The 16,486-nt window shown below is 36.8% G+C and carries 12 protein-coding genes; all 12 read right to left on the bottom strand.

Going from position 1 to position 16,486, the window contains the following annotated elements; all coding sequences use genetic code 11:
* Window positions 1–247: 247 nt before the first annotated feature.
* On the bottom strand, window positions 248–4,780 hold the full coding sequence (locus HCJ55_RS01985) for a SpaA isopeptide-forming pilin-related protein (RefSeq protein WP_185516805.1): 4,533 nt from the start codon (window positions 4,778–4,780) through the stop codon (window positions 248–250).
* Window positions 4,781–5,467: 687 nt separating this feature from the next.
* Window positions 5,468–5,944, bottom strand: coding sequence for a siphovirus Gp157 family protein (locus HCJ55_RS01990; protein WP_185516807.1), 477 nt, complete (start codon window positions 5,942–5,944; stop codon window positions 5,468–5,470).
* 62 nt (window positions 5,945–6,006) lie between these two features.
* Window positions 6,007–6,747, bottom strand: coding sequence for a class B sortase (srtB, locus tag HCJ55_RS01995; RefSeq protein ID WP_008948491.1), 741 nt, complete (start codon window positions 6,745–6,747; stop codon window positions 6,007–6,009).
* Between the two features lie 3 nt (window positions 6,748–6,750).
* Complete coding sequence (locus HCJ55_RS02000; RefSeq protein ID WP_185516809.1) at window positions 6,751–7,530, bottom strand: ABC transporter ATP-binding protein; 780 nt, start codon at window positions 7,528–7,530, stop codon at window positions 6,751–6,753.
* Window positions 7,511–8,500 (bottom strand): FecCD family ABC transporter permease, encoded by a 990-nt coding sequence (locus HCJ55_RS02005; RefSeq protein WP_185516811.1) that lies wholly within the window; start codon window positions 8,498–8,500, stop codon window positions 7,511–7,513. The genes HCJ55_RS02000 and HCJ55_RS02005 overlap by 20 nt, the downstream gene beginning before the upstream one ends.
* Entirely contained in the window at window positions 8,490–9,362 is an 873-nt protein-coding gene (isdE, locus tag HCJ55_RS02010) for a heme ABC transporter substrate-binding protein IsdE (protein ID WP_185501878.1), read from the bottom strand. Before isdE ends, HCJ55_RS02005 begins: the two co-directional genes overlap by 11 nt.
* Window positions 9,363–9,448: 86 nt before the next feature.
* A complete protein-coding gene (hbp2, locus tag HCJ55_RS02015; protein ID WP_185516814.1) occupies window positions 9,449–11,158 on the bottom strand; it encodes a hemin/hemoglobin-binding protein Hbp2 in 1,710 nt (569 codons plus the stop codon).
* Between the two features lie 12 nt (window positions 11,159–11,170).
* Window positions 11,171–11,788 carry a heme uptake protein IsdC gene (gene isdC / locus HCJ55_RS02020; RefSeq protein ID WP_008948496.1) on the bottom strand — a complete coding sequence of 206 codons (618 nt, stop codon included), beginning with the start codon at window positions 11,786–11,788 and terminating at the stop codon, window positions 11,171–11,173.
* A gap of 220 nt (window positions 11,789–12,008) precedes the next feature.
* Window positions 12,009–12,269 (bottom strand): DUF3116 family protein, encoded by a 261-nt coding sequence (locus HCJ55_RS02025; RefSeq protein WP_185516926.1) that lies wholly within the window; start codon window positions 12,267–12,269, stop codon window positions 12,009–12,011.
* 299 nt (window positions 12,270–12,568) lie between these two features.
* A complete protein-coding gene (pepF, locus tag HCJ55_RS02030; RefSeq protein ID WP_185516816.1) occupies window positions 12,569–14,374 on the bottom strand; it encodes an oligoendopeptidase F in 1,806 nt (601 codons plus the stop codon).
* 78 nt (window positions 14,375–14,452) lie between these two features.
* The gene (locus HCJ55_RS02035; RefSeq protein ID WP_185516818.1) at window positions 14,453–15,562 is read right to left on the bottom strand and encodes a competence protein CoiA; all 1,110 of its coding nucleotides are present in this window, start codon (window positions 15,560–15,562) and stop codon (window positions 14,453–14,455) included.
* Window positions 15,563–15,688: 126 nt separating this feature from the next.
* Window positions 15,689–16,342: an adaptor protein MecA gene (mecA, locus tag HCJ55_RS02040; protein ID WP_185392519.1), complete on the bottom strand. Its 654-nt coding sequence runs from the start codon at window positions 16,340–16,342 to the stop codon at window positions 15,689–15,691.
* Window positions 16,343–16,486 lie beyond the last annotated feature (144 nt).

The following is a 16,486-nucleotide window of genomic DNA, read 5'->3' on the forward strand; positions in this document are numbered from 1 at the left end:
TTTTGATATTATAAAATTTTTCACTGTTTCGATGTCCTCCTCTTGCAAGTATTGTCTGTTGAATAAGACCTCTGACTTGTTGAATTGTATCAAATACACGAAAAGAAAACAGGACTTTAAAGAGCCAAAAAAAGTGATTTCGGGTTTTTTTATGACTTTTTAGTGAACAATTAATTAGACCCAGAATAAATGAGTAAAATAAGCGGTAAAAAAAGATGCTATCCTCTTGGAAGGATAGCATCTTTTTTTAATCATTTACTTTTTTTGATTTTCTTAATAAGAATAGCCCGATGATACTCGCAAATAATCCAGTAAAGATTATGCCATATGGCGACTCATCTCCCGTTGAAGGAAGATTTGGTTTCTTCGTTGGGTCTACTGGTTTAATAGGTTTTACTGGTGTGACTGGTTTATCTGGATTTACTACGATTGGCGTTTTATTTTTCTCGTATACGAAGGTTACTTTCTGATCTGTCTCTTTGAATACGCCCTCTTTGTTCGTAGGTTGTTTTGTTAATTTGTAACCTTTGATATCTTTTGCTTTTGTTGCATATTTTTCGCCAACGATGCCAGTGTGAATTTCTTGCTCTGCTAATACATTGCCTTTTGTATCGACAAATTCTGCGATTACTTTGCCGCTCACAACTGTTTTTAAGTTCGTTTTCGTAACTTGCAACGTATCTTTTTGATCAAAAGTGATTTTCACATCAACAGGAACTGTATCCAATTCATAGCCTGCTGGTGCTTTTGTTTCAATCAATTGATAATCCCCAGGTACTAAATCAGTTATTTCTAGTTTCCCAGATGCATCTGTAGTTAGGTTTTCTGTAGCATTATTGTCTTTATCTACTAACTTGAACGTTGCATTTGCAAGAGGTGCTTTCGTCTCACCATCTGTTTTCGTTAGTACAACAGAACCAGTAGACATCGTGTTTGTTTTTGTCACTTGAATTGGTGCTTTTTGGTTGAACTCAATGGTGAATTCAACTGGTGTAGCATCTAAATCATAACCTGTTGGAGCTTTCGTTTCGACTAATTGATAATCTCCTGGTGCTAAGTTATCAATTTGCAGTTGACCATTTGCTTCTGTCACTACTTTGTCTTTCAAACTTACCCCAAGTTTTGTTTGTAGTTCAAACTCTGCCCCAGCTAAATTACTTCTTGATTTACTATCTAGCTTAGTAAGAACCACACTACCAGTTTTCGCTTTGTTTTCTTTTGTAACATTCACAGCAGTTGCTTGGTTAAATTCAACCTTAAATTTCGCCGGTGTTGCATCAAGAACATAGCCAGTTGGCGCTTTTGTTTCAACAAATTGATAGTCTCCCGGTGCCAAGTCAGTTACTTCGATTTTACCATCTGCATTAGATACTAAGTTTTCAGCAACTTTTGTACCATCAGCATTTTGCAATTCGAATTCTGCTCCTGCAATAGCATCTTTCGTTACACTATCTTCTTTTAAAAGAACTGCGCTACCAGTTTGCTCGGTGTTTTCAATTGTAACGCTTGTAGCTACATCGGCGGCAACCGTAATTTCTTTACCATCTTTGTATTCGTCACTAATTGTATAACCTGTTGGTGCTTCTGTTTCAACGAGTTTATATTTTCCAGATTGAAGCCCGTCCATGACGATTTTTCCGTCCGAATCGGTTGTTGCTTCTTGTCCCGCTTTATCCCCTTCAAGCGTATAAAGTTGGAATTTAGCACCTGTCAGTTTTTTCGAATTATCCTTTTTATCAACTTTGGTAATTTCAAGTGAACCAATTGTCGCCGTCCCGCTACCACTACCAATAGTGAAGGCTGGAGATATGCTTGTTGTTCTTGATTTATAGGTCATTGGTAAATTACCGTAGTCAGGAGAAGAGGTTGTCGCTGTGTTACTAACAAGTCCCGACATCAAGCTGATTGTACTATAGGTGACTTTAATTGGTGCAGTTGCTTTATAGTCTTTGAATTGGATAGTGAAATTATTGTCTGTATAAGTGATGTCATAATATTTTGAGTCAATATCTTCGCCTGTCGTTTCATTCATTACTTTAAAGCTACTTTTTACTACTTGTGCTCCAGTTGTTCCTGTTTTCATTGTATCTGTAATTGTTGGGTTGTTAATAGGACGATCTGCTGAGATGTTGCTAAGTGTAACAATCCAGTTAACTTTATTATCAAAAGATGGATCAATCGTAGCTGTTTTTGTCATCGCATTAAAAAGTTTGCTCGCGTATGCTTGGTAAGTATAAGATTTTTCGCCCACTCCATTATCGCTCACTTTCGCAGTGTTTTGTACGTAGGAGTAGTAATACCAGTTTTCGTTTGGTTTGGTACTGTATTTAATAAATACGCGTGAATTCTCCAAGTTAGCAAATTCTAAATGTAATTTATTCCCAGTAGTATCGACTTTTGTTGGATAGTTTTTATCACCTGTTTTGGCTACTGTTCCAACAGAGTTAAGCGGGATATATAGATTCATCATCTCACTTGTGGAAGCCACATTACGATATTGTAGTGAACCTTCAACGTATGTTAATCCAGTTGGAATAGCGTCGTCAAAAATCAAGTTGTCATAGTTTTTCGCCATAGCATTTACAGATACAATCCAATCGATATTCCCAGTAGTTGAGTTGTATGATCCGTACTTACCACCATTTGTCATCATGCCTGGATCAGGTGCCATTGAAGCAGTTACTTCATCAACATACTTGATAATCCCGCCATCGTAATAAGAAATGGATGCTTTATTATCAATTGTTTTTGTTACATCAGAAAGGTCAATATCTGTGACAAAATCAACAACAATTTTTTTGTCTGTGGAAGCATAATCGCCGATAAGTTGTAAATAAAAACCAGCTGGTGTCACATCTTTATTCATCGTATAATCTTTGCCTTCTGTTAATAAGACGCTATTTGTATTATCTGTATAAGCACGAACGGTGTAGCTTTTAAGGCTTTTTACCCCTGTAGAAAATTCATCCGTAATATTAAGATTCCCCATCTTAATTCTGTCGGAGTTAGCAGTAATTTTCCATGTCATCGTGTTATTAAAATAGTCAATTGTTCCAGCTTCTTTTTTCAGTAAATCTGGTTGAATCGCGATCGTTGCGTCAGCGGAAACACCATTTTCATCTGTAATTTCATTTTTAATTTTGCGATCACTAAAGTCGGTGATTTTCGTTGAATAAGTGATTTCATATGCGTTGGTATTAGTGTTTTTATACGTTAAATTAAAATTCCCATTTGCCGAGATTGCTGAGGTTGTCCAATCACTTGAAGCATCACTTCCAACGATTGGCGACCCATTAGTTGCATTAAAAGTTACTCGTTTAATTTTAAGTGAATCTGCTACATAAGCGACATCACTATCTGCTAAAACATCGGTAAGCACTGTTGAAGGAGATATTTCGTCTTGATCAAAGTTAAAATTAATTTTCCAATCAATACTTTGAGTTGAGCCGTTGTAAGTAGCTTTTTTCTCAAGATGCTTATAATTTGTCATCGTCAGGTAAATATAAGCAGAGTTACTTGATAATGTACCTGCATCACCTACTGTGTAAGCTTGTGTTGACATATAAGAAAGTGAATCACTCGGTTTGTTTATGGTGCGATCATAGGTTACTTGGTAGCCTTTCCCAGCAAGCCCACCGTTTAACGTAACAGTCAGAGAAGTTGCGGAATAAGTTAACGTATAGTCCGTACCTTCTACAAGTAATTTCTTCGTGCCGATAAAGGTTCCTCCAGCACTAACATCACTTGAATAGACTTTGATGCTATCTTGGTTAATTGTGGTTGTTCCACCTGAAGTATAATCAGTAAGTTTCAGTTCACCCTTAGCATCTTTTTCTTTCGTTAAGTTGAATTTCGCATCCACTTGTCCTTTAGTTGGATTCACTATCCCCGGATTAGCTGTGATTGCTACAGTAGTTGGATAGTTAACAACTGGAACTACTTCAATTTGATAAACGGTATCTTTCCCAGCTGTTTTGAAAACAACTTCTTGAATCGTTTCTTCTGTTGATGTGAATACTTTGAAGGCAGTACTAATATTGACGTTATAGTCGCCTTCTTGAATACCATCTTTTAGGAACTTAATCGTAAGTTCACGCGTTGTTACATCTAGCGTCCATTCCGCTTCTGTAGATGGTAAGAAGTTTCCGCTTAAATTTTTATTCCCAAAGTTGAACGCGTCTGGTAATACGGTTGTAAATGTATCTCCAGCTTTGTAATTTTTTCCAGAAAACGCAAAGTTCATATTAAGCACAACACCACTACCATTTTGAATCCGGTCAGAAGTATTGATTTCGTCGCCATTTCCATCTTTTAACGTTACTTTATTGAAAATATTATCTGTAATCACTGCTTTTACGTTCGCACGTGGCGTTGTTTTTGGCGCAGCAGCTGGCTCTGTTTTTTCTTTTGTTGAAGTCGAGGTTACTACTTCCTCTTTATCAGAAAGTGTTACATTATACGCTTTCTCATCCAAAGTATAACCAGAAGCAGCTGTTTTTTCTTTAACAAGGTATTCTCCGGCTGAAAGGGAATCTATTGTCCCGGTGCCGTTTTCTTTTATAGAAAGTTCTTTTGTTTCTCCACTAGCTTTATCTTTCACTTCAAAAATAGAGCCATTGATTTTTTCTTTCGTGTCCGTGTCTTCTTTTATAATTTTCAATGTTGTAGTTCCTGTTGTATCATCTTTTATCGTTGCTAAAACTGGTGAAACGTTCTGAAAAACTAGTAGCCCAATAATAGTTGCAATAACTAGTTTTCGCCAATGTCTAAAATTTTTCACTACGATTTATCCTCCTATAATAAAAGTCCAATTGATATCTTTTAATAAAGCTCCAACCTACATTTAAAAGGCTAGATTATTATTAAATGTTCATCTTTTATGCTTGGTAGTGAATTTTCAGCCGTATGGTCCGGTTAGCAATTCTTGGAGGATAATCTGTTTGTTGTATGATTCTAATATGAAGTATTTTACGGGTGCACTACTGTTGTCTGTAGCGATAATACTCGCTTGATGTGTTTTTTTGAAAGAGTTGATGGATCTGGCTACTCGTTTGGGTGGAGGGCTGCTCTTCTCCAATTATCCCCTGATAAACTCGCATTAAATGTTCTATTTCGCTGCTTCTTGTAAAGGTTTCGAAGTCTCATCATTTTAAGTCGTTTCTATGTAACCTTCTTAAACATTATTTCTTATGCGTGTTTTACCTCTTCCTCTTTCTCCCGCTTCTATAAAAATGGTAGAAGTGAAATAACGAGTGAAGCATAAATTATTATTTTAGATGACCCTCAATCTCTTACTTAAGACTAATTATTTCATAGGAGGAGACCTCGAAATGTTCTTTCGATACATAAATTCGCTACGTTTGTTACAGAAATGTGAAATATTTTACTCTTTTGTACTTATTTAATAGTAAAATTAACAAAAACAGCCAAAGTTGTTAAAATAGATAACAACTTTGACTGTTTTCATTTACCTTATTCGAATCGATTCGCTCTCTACTAACCTGGCACCTTTTACTTCTTCGCCAGATTTTAGTAATTCAGCAATTCGCTTTTTATCAATTTTAGGTTCTTGCAGTATAAAGAAGGGTTTTAGCAATGCTTCTTCCACTATTTCCACGCTTGCCGGGTTCTTCTGGATTTGTATCGTGAAAAGCGTGCTATTTATCTTTCTAATATCCATTCGTTCCATTTCGGACTGTAAATAGATTTTTAATCGTTGCGCATTGTTTTCTAACGCTTGTTTCCGCTTTAAAAGTCGTTTTGTTTCGATTCCCGCCATTTCCGCATCTGCCGTTAAAGACTTAATGATTTTGGCGATATTTTCCGCTTTATCATGAAACCCGTCCGTGATGGCATCTAATGTGTCGCTCACAGCCTCGGTTTTATTTTCTTCTAAAAGTTCTTGCAACCGTAAATAATTATCGGTTAGTTCATATAATTTCATTGTTCGCACCCTTTCCAACAAGAAAAAAAGCCCAAAAGCAGCTGTCGTCTTTTGGTGCTTCCTCATTTTGCTACTAGTTTCCCTTGAATAACCATGCGTCCTTTTTCATAATCTTTCTCCGTATCACAAGTCGAAAGCGTGATAATGCGGTCCTTCCCACTCACTTCTACATTTGATTTATACATAGATTGTTGTTTTACTTTTTGTAAATAATCGTTAAAATCGTTCGTTTCCGGAAATTCCGTTTCAATATAATAAAAATCCGTCGTCGTTTCATACACAGCAAAAATCTCTACTTCATAATTTGCTAGTCCCGATTCATAAGAAAAAGTCGGATGTGCCTCAAAAAAATCCTTATCCAAGTATTTTCGTAAATCCGCAAACATCGAGCCATCTTTCATGTTATGCCCGTAAATAATCGTATTTTTATCCACAAACTCATTCGTATTGCGATAATCTTTAAAAATACTGCCGGCTCTTGCTTTTTCATTTTTGTAATTATGATGCAAATAATAGTCATTATCGGTACTTTGCAAAATCGGATAATCAATTTCTGTATCCGCCATCGTTAACCAGCCTGTCATATCTTTATTTAACTTCTGCAAATCTTTGAGCTCATCGCGCACTTCACCGTTCACATTAGTCGTAGTAACATCTTTCGTATAAAGAGCCTTGGCATCATCCAAAATGTTCCGATTATGATAATTTTCATATAGCTCCATCCCAATTTTCCAACCAGAAAAAAGAAATACCCCTAAAATAACTAAAGTCAAACTCTTCCCCAAAAACGATTTCATTTTCACGTTCTAAAACTCCTTTCGTCTTTGAGGAACAATGTATTTCCCAGTTTTCGCATCATCTAAAACCTCAGCAACCACTCCATACGTTTCTGCAATCAGTTCGGTTGTTAGCAATTTCCCCGGTTCTCCTTTTGCCACAACTTCCCCATTTTTCATCACAATCAATTGATCACTATAAGCTAGCGCCTGGTTTAAATCATGCAAAATCATCACAATCGTCAAATTTTCTTCTTGATTCAACCGTTTCACCAACTCTAAAATTTCCAATTGAAAATACATATCGAGAAACGTCGTCGGCTCATCCAAAAGCAAAATCGGCGTATCTTGAACTAAAGCTGTCGCAATAAACACCCGTTGCCGTTCCCCGCCAGAAAGACTATCAACAAATTGCTCTGCTTTTTCAGTTAGCTCCGTTTGTTCCAAAGCCCGTTCAACTGCAAAATCATCCGCCTTCGTCCGCGTCATCCGCCAATTTTTATAAGGCAGACGACCAAAGTACAACAGTTCCTTCACCGTCAGCTCGCTTGGAAGCAGATTATTTTGATGAACAATCGCCACATTTTGCGCAAATTCTTTCGCTTTCCATTCAAAAATCGATTTTCCTTCTAGCAAAACATCTCCAGAACTAGGCGAAAGAAGTCTAGCCAAAATTTCTAACAAAGTGGATTTCCCGCTCCCATTCGGCCCAACAATCGTATTGATTTTATTTTTCTGGATAGTAAATGAGACATTTTTCAAGATTGGATTTGTTCCATTATAACTAAAATTAACGTCCCTTACTTCCATAAAAATCACCCTTTCGCATTAAAAAGATTAAGAATGGACCGCCGATAATAAGCATGATTACAGATGCCGGGATTTCCATTTGTTGAAATAACGTTCTGCCAAGTGTATCTGCAAACAAGAGCAACAATGCGCCAAATAAAATTGAAAAAGGCACAAGTATTTGATAATTCCCGCCAACTAGTTTTCTCGCAATATGTGGCACAAGTAAACCAACAAAGGCAATAACGCCAACAACCGCCGTAGTAATCGACGCAAGCAAAACCGCAATTAAAGCCAACCAAATCCTCGTTTTATTAACCGGCACACCAAATCCTCTAGCCATTTTATTTTCAAGCCCTAACACATTGCACCATTTAGCAAGTAATAGTGCGCAAATCAGACCAATCGTCACATAGATTAACAACGTTTCCACATCGGACCATTTTTTCATCGCAAGGCTCGCCGCACTACTCGCAGACTGACTAGAAACAAGCGCTACTTGCGACGATAACGCATCACTAAGCCCCGTAAAAACCGCATTAATCGCAATACCAATAATAATAAAACGAAGCGGATTAAAATCAGACCGGTAACTAAACAAAAACACTAGAAAACACGCAAGCGCCCCACCAATAAACGAAAAAAGTGGCAACCAAAAATACAATTCCGGTAAAAATAAAATGATTACAAAACTAAAAAACTTTGCTCCCGCTGAAATCCCAATCACCCCAGCATCAGCAAGCGGATTCCGCATCACAGCTTGCAACAATAAACCAGAAACCGAAAGCGCCGCACCAGCCAGTAAAGCAATAATAATCCGCGGAAAACGCAAATCAATCACCACATCGACCATTTCATTCCCGCCGCTAAAAACGCCCTTTAAAAAAGTTGGAATCGACATCGCCAAACTCCCCGCCTGAACCGCCCATAAAATCGTCCCAATTAACAAAACAACGACTACACCAAACGAACTTTTTTGCTTAATTGTCATAAAGCATCTTTTCCATTTCGCGTAGTGCTTCTGGGGCATTTAAGCTTGCTGTCATACCAAATAAATTTTCGTCCAAGTCATATACCCGATCATTTTTCACCGCATCAAAATGTTTCCAGATATCGTTTGTTTTAAATTCCTCATCGAACATTTTCACAACCTCCGCCGGCATTCCATGAGCTGCTCGCAAAATAATATCCGGATTCGCATTTTGTAAGTATTCTGTATTAGAAGCTAAATATTCCACTTTTTGATTGGTAATCACATTTTCCCCACCAGCAAGTTTCACCAAGTCACCGATGTACGCATGTTCCGTCACAACCAAATAGCTTCCCGGAACACCCATCAGTATTAAAACAGTCGGCTTTTTCTTTTTAGCAACATTAGACTTCACCTTATCAATTTCACTTGTTAAATCAGCATTTAATTTCGTCGCTTCATCTTTGCGGTCAAATTCTGCGCCGAGTTTTTTAATTTCACTTTGCATCGAAGCAATACTCGTAAAGTCCAAAAAGTCCGCTTTTAAACTAGCACCCTCAAAACCAGCCTTTAAGTCCGCTTCTAGCGTTTTTGTTGAAAGAACCATGTCCGGCTTTAACATCCGAATAATTTCCAAATCAGGCCCCATAGGCGAACCAGTTTCCTGTACATCAGCATAACGTTCCGGAAGTTTTTTAGAACTAGTCGGAATTCCAACCAGCGGCAAATCGAGTTTATCCATAATTTCGGTAATCGCTACCGTAGTCGCCACAATCTTAGGCTCCTTTTCCGATGTTTGCTCGGTCTTCTGAGCCGCCTGTTCATTCCCGCAACCAACTAAAAAAAGTAATAACACCAAAGATATGACAGCTATTTTCCTCATCAACAATTCCCCCATTTATAAAATAAAATCGGTAAAGCGAGTTAAGCAAAGGAAAACCCCGACCTAACTCGCTTTTACCAGTTTTATTAACTCAATCTTTTACGTTTTAATCGATAAGCTAAATAAAGGAAGGAAGCCCCAAATAATGTCACGTACCAAGCCATACTTGATGAATCATTTGTTTTTGCATTTTTCTCTGCTTTATTCGCTGTTTTTTGAACAGAATTTGTATCATCAAAATCTGGTTTAGCTAATTTTGGTCCAGCATTATTATTGTTCGCTACATTACCCGTATTTAAAAGATCATTTTTGACAGGCTCTTTTAACGTTACATCTTTCCCTGTAATGTCTTTAATGGTTGCTGCATTCAGTTTTACTTGAACAGTATATTCGTGATCGTAAGCGAATCCTGGCATATCTTCAATTAATACGTGCGTTTTCACATCCGTATTAGCCGTGCCATCTTTCACAGGATATTTAACTGTTCTCGTATTTTTATTAATATCTCCAGAAACAACTTCCATATCTTTCCAAACACCATTTTGTTTATATTGGAATGTTTTAATCCAACTGCTGTTTGTTAACGTTAAATAAACATATGGTTGGTTATTTTCAACTTTGATTACAGCCGGTTTCATCACATAACTTTCCATCATCGAAGTTTCTGTTGTTCCATCTTTAAACACATCAAAATCAATCGAATACGTATGATTATTTAATAGATTTTTAGGATCAACTACCACTGGTTTACTTGGAGTTGTAGGCGGTGTTGTCACTGGTGGATTTGTTGTGCCTGGATCTGGTTTTGTCACAGGTGGATTCGTTTCACCCGGATCCACTACTGGAGGCGTTTCATCGCTACCCGGATACGAACTTGCCACAACTGCTTTCGTTGTATCAAACACATAACGGAAGTCCGCTTGCCCTTTATAAACCGAACCATTGAATGGTGCTTCATAATTAACATGAGCCGCAAGTGGTTGATTTAAGTCTTCCACTTCAAATTCTACAATCCGTGTATTAGCATCTTTATCTTCCGAAACAACTTTTACATCTTGCAAAGCTCCAGCCAAATTCGTTTTTAAAGCTGTTACTGTTTTATTATCATTAACAGTCATCGCAACCATTTTCTTACCATTTTTCACTTTCAACCACGCAGGATTGTTAAAGTAATTTTGCATACTTGAATTACTATCATCATTTGCCTTTTTCGCTACAAACGGAATCGTATAAATCCCATCAGAAAGCGTTACTGGCGTAGTAACTGCTGGCTCTGAAATCACTTTAAAAGTACTTGGATCAATCGTCAAATCTACTTGATACCAGTGATCATAACTAATCGCATCAACTTTAATATGCATATAAGAAAAAATAACATCATCTAAAGAACTAAGCTTGAATTTCTCTACACGCGTATCTTTCGTTGCATCTGTGCTGACAGTTTGAACATCTTGATAGCTAGCTTGGTAAACTTCCGCTTGCGCTGGCTTTTCTGGACGAGTTCCATCTTTTGAAACCGCCATTGTTTGCCACCAGCTGCTATTTGTAATCGTTAAGTACATGTAAGGTTGACCATTTTCCACTTTAATCGTTGCAGTATGGTCAATATATTTATCTGCTTCTGAAGATTCTTTTGTAGTCTTCCCAGTATTATCTTTATAAAAATTCACTTGAACCTGATATTCTCCGCCATCTTTTAGACGAGAATCAGCCGCATTCGCAAACCCTGGTATCAATTGAAAAATAAGTGTCAAAGCTAAAAAAGCGACTAAACCTTTTTTCCATAATTTCTTCATTATAATCCCCCTTTATTTAAAAATCGCCCGTCTTTTAAGTAAAACTAACCCAGTTCCCGCAGCAACAAAAATAATGACGTATAAAAACATTTGGCTAGAATCACTAGACTTTGGATTTGCTACTTGATTATTTGAGTCGTTCGTCGTTGTTGTATTACTATTATCAGAAGATTTCACAGCCCCTGCTAAAGATTTAGCAGACCCTTCGTCAAAACGTAACTTGATTTGATATTGATGATGATAATTTAAATTGTCGTCATCAATATCTACTTTAATTTTTGCACTCACTGGACTACTTAAAGTCGACACTGGGAAGGACACTTTTCGAGTATCATTGGAAGTGTTTTTCGAAGTCACACTGACCGCACTGCCTTCCACCCATAAACCAGTAATCCATTTACTATGATTCACTTGCAAACTAACAGTAGATTTCCCTCCATTTACTGTTACCGTTGCAGGCTTATCAAAATAGTCATTCGCCATAGAAACAGAATCACTATCCCCTTGAAGCACCGTATAATCAACCGAATAGGTCCCATCCTTAAGTGCAGCTTGTGCCGTTAATCCACTTGAAAGAAATGAAAAACTAAATACGGCAACAAAAGCAGCCAAAACTAAAAATTTCTTCATCCTTAAATCTCCCTTCTTTAATAAAAACTACTATTTATAAAAAACCCCCACAAACACTTGCGGAGTAAAAGTTTATGTAAAAGGATACGTTAATTATCATTTTAATTGATAATGATTATCATTGTCAACAACATTATGTTTTTTAAACTATCGTCACAATCAAAAAAACCATGAATAGCAACACCTATCCATGGTTAATAATTATTTACTTTTCTAATGACTACTCTTCCATTTGAAAATAGCGATCATATAATAGCTCCCCTTTTAAAGTTAGCGTATAGCGTTTTTCGGAAATATTATTATTTCTAGTTAAAAAGCCATTTTCTTCCAACCAATAAAGCGTTAATAGCACTTCATTTTTCGTGTAGTTCCGCAGATTCCCAAAATCAATCACCTCAAGCGACATATCGTTAATCTTCGTATCCACACTTCCCGCAAAAAGAAGCACTTCTCGTAATAAGTGTTCATCTTTAAATTCCATCATTAATCATCCTTTAATTCTGAGTTAGTAACTTAAAATAACGTAAAAAGCCGTAGCTAAGTGCCACGGCTTCTTACAGCGCAATCAAAAGGAGAAATTCACACAATCAAATAAAGGGGGTATTTGTTTGTGATTTATTTCACGGTTATAATATACCATATTACCACTTATAATTCAATAGTTCACATAGCTATTTTTATTTGTACATTTCGTGAATACTGGCACCACTTAAACACAAGAAAAAAAGACACGTTAGCGGTAATGACTACGTGTCTTTTTTTAGCAAATTTCACAAACAATTATTTAACTAGTTTTTCTAATTCATCTAACCGTTGTTCGAATACTTTTAAAGCATCATCTACAGGATTAGGTGTCGCCATATCAACGCCGGCTTTTTTCAAAACATCAATCGGATAATCCGAGCTTCCCGCTTTCAAAAAGTCAATATACGCTGTTACAGCAGTTTGACCTTCTGTTAAGATTTTTGCGCTCAATGCAGAAGCTGCCGAAAAACCAGTCGCATATTGGAACACATAATAGTTCATATAGAAATGCGGAATACGAGACCATTCATAGCCAATTTCTGCATCATAAACCATTGCTTTCCCGTAATATTTCTTATTAATATCAAAATACGTTTCTGTTAAATAATCTGCAGTCAGAGCCACACCTTCTTGGTCTGCCTGATGAATCGCATGCTCAAATTCAGCAAATTGTGTTTGACGGAATACCGTTCCTTTAAATCCATCTAAATAATGATTTAATAAATAAGCACGTACTTTTGGATCATCGTATTTTTTAAGCAGATAATCAGTCAATAAATTCTCATTCGTAGTAGAAGCAACTTCCGCCAAGAAAATCGAATAATCGCCATAAACAAATGGTTGATTTTTCCTAGTATAATAACTATGCACACTATGTCCAAGTTCATGAGCCAACGTATACACATTATTAATATTATCTTGCCAGTTCAGTAAAATATAAGGATTCGTACTATATGAACCAGAAGAATATGCTCCACTACGTTTCCCTTTATTTTCCATCACATCAATCCAGCGACCATCAAATGCTTCTTTCAAAATTGCCTGATACTCTTCCCCAAGCGGTTTTAACGCCTCAAGTACAAGCTCTTTTGCTTCCTCGTACGTAAATTCCAAATTAACATCATCTGATAGTGGCGTATAAAGATCATACATATGCAATTCTTCTAAACCAAGTAACTCTTTACGCAATTTCACATAACGATGAAGTAAACTAGCATTGGCATTCACAGATTTCAGTAATGCATCATAAACTGTTTCAGGAATATGGTTCCCCGAAAGAGCAGCCTCACGAGCCGATGTATATCCACGAGTAGCAGCATAAAAGTTAGATTTTTTCACTTGACCATTTAAAGTAGAGGCTAACGTGTTTTTTAACCCTTCATAAACAGAATATACTCCAAGAAACGCATCGCGACGAACACGCGGATCATTACTTTCTAATAGCTTACCAAAACGGCCATGTGTAATTTCGATTTCTTCGCCATTTTCATCTTTAATCGTTGGAAACTTCATATCCGCATTATTTAACGTATTAAATGTATTGGAAGAACTTCCAAGAACCTCACCCGCATTCGCAAGTAACGCCTCTTCTTTTTCACTCAAAATATAAGGTCGACTTAAATTCAACTCTTCTAATAAATGAGCATATAATTGTAAATCTTTATTTTCATCTAAAAATTGTTGTAAGGTATTCTCATCCATCGCTAAAATTTCAGGATCATAATAAGATAGTGCAGACATTAGTTTAGTAACGAGACTTCCCGCACGGCTATATAGCCCTTGATATTTCGCATTGGCTGTATCTTGGTCCATTTTTAAATGAGCGTAAACGTACAAGTTACTAATCAAATCATACGCGTTATCACGAAATTGAAGTGCTTCAAAAAGTGTTTGGCTACTTTCTGCTAAACGACCTTTAAATTGCTCGCTTTCTTCGGTAATCTTTTGCAAATCTACAAAAGCCTGTTCCCAAGCCTCATCATTCGGATAAATCGTCGTTAAATCCCACGTTAGATTTTCTGGTACTTCTTCTCTTAAAGGTAATGCATTTGTTTTACTCAATATTAAAACCCCCAACCATAATCATTTTGTTATTATTATGAGCCAAAATAACTAAAAAAGCAAAACAGATGATTATATTTACCCCACTCGTGTATTAGCAAATGCCATGATTCGCCTCACGCGATAACGATTTTCTGGCATTGCCGATAAAACTCCCTTACTAATTAAGTAAGAAATATACGCTTTTCCTAACTTCCAATTTTCTTTAGGCGACAGCCAAATCGTTAAAATTGAGGTTACAACCGATTGAAAGCTTTCTAAAAAACAATGCTCACTAAAAGTATCTCCCTTCTCTAACCCTCTAAAAAACCTTTCCCATAAGTCAAATTGCCATTCTACAGCCGGCGTTATAACTAAAAATTGCTCTTCTAAATCCACTCCTATCTCTTTCGGTAAATAATGTAAATAATATCCCGCATTATATAACTTCTGCATAAATTGACCATGTTTTTTAAATTTGGCATAGTAAAAACAAATTTTTTGTCTTTCTAATTCCCTATCTCGCTTGACATAGGCTTTACGGCTTATAATTCGCGCCATCTTCCGCTCCCATTCCTTAAAAGGCACTTTCATCGAAAATGGCATCTCACTTGCGAAAAACCGATTTCCTTTCTCAAATGTTAGATGATAATACAATGTACAAACCTCACGTTCTGCTGAGTAATGCCAAAAATGATAACCTAATTTTGAGTCAGATTGAATAAAGGCTTGTTGAAAAGCAGTAAGACAAATACGTCCTTTCTCTTTTTTCATCACCTGACCAAGTACCCACTGAACCTTGAGACCAAGAGACAAATAATCCATCGTACGTTGAATCATTTCACTAATCGGAACCGAAGAACGTTGAAATTCAATAACAGTATTACCATTCACAAAAACGTCCGCTTGCCGATTAATTTCCGGAAAATAACTTTCTAACTCTACTGGCATTCCTTGATAGCAAAGCCACGCCATGATTTGTCGCTTAGCTGCTAAATGTTCTTCACTCTCTCCCTCCGAGGCAAAAGCACACTTCATTGCCTTCTCATGAGCAAAATGTGGTATCTTAATCTGCCCTGCTTTGATCACGACTGGGCTTGCACATGACTTACAAAATAGCTTTTCTTCTTGCTTGATACGGTCGACGTTCATCTTAGTAATAGTAAAAGTTTTTCCTGTGCTATTTCTGGCGGTAAAAATAATAATCACTCTCCTATTAGCTCTTTAATATTATTATTCGCCACGCAACAGCCTAATTCCTTTCTTATTTTTAAAATCGCAAAAAAGACCCGTTTGGCTCATTTTCCAGCACAAACGGGTCTTCAAAATGAAGTTTTAAAAATGTTTTCTTATTTGCTTTAATGCAGGAACGTCAAAGATTACTTTTCCGTACTCCGCAAGCATATAACCAGTTAAATTCGACTCTAAACCGTACTCCAGTAAAATACTAACGGCATTGTCAATGTTAGATTCATCATATTTATTCTCAGGAAATTCTACATTCAAATAATACTTTCCTTGATACGAAAATAGCTTAGTTACTAAATTTTCCAGTCCTGTTGCACGTGAAAGTGAAATAGCATCTTCAAAATCACGGAACTCTAAAATAAACTCTAGCGTATCATCTTCTCCGAGTGATTCTTTCCTCACTGGATTGAAGTTTTCTTCGAGTAGTTTTTCGATTTTTTCTTCTGCAAGCTCATCTGGGGAGCTAAGCGTGACATCAAAGCCATCTTCGCCTTTTCCACCAATTGTAGCTTTTGTTACGAATACTTCTAAGCCATGTTTTAAGGCTTGGACTTGTATCCAGAGCGGACCTTCCGGAGAGAACTCTTCTTCATATTTCAGCTCATCCATCATATCCCAGAAAAGTTCTTCACTTTTCTCGCGATCATACCAAACATCTTCTTGGTTAAAACCTCGCTCTTCCAAATCCAGATAAGAGATATAAAACTTGATTGTATCCTCATTAATTCGTTCAATTTCCATCGTCACACTCTCCCTTCCTTCTTAGTCATTGACAATGAAGGGTGAAACTTAATTGGTTAAATTCATTGTAGCTCATATTAGCAAATAGTACCACCATTTTTCCTTCGTTTTCGTTGGTGGATTATTATCTTAGCTGAAAAACGA

Source organism: Listeria marthii, from assembly GCF_014227425.1.
GTDB classification, from domain to species: Bacteria; Bacillota; Bacilli; order Lactobacillales; family Listeriaceae; genus Listeria; species Listeria marthii.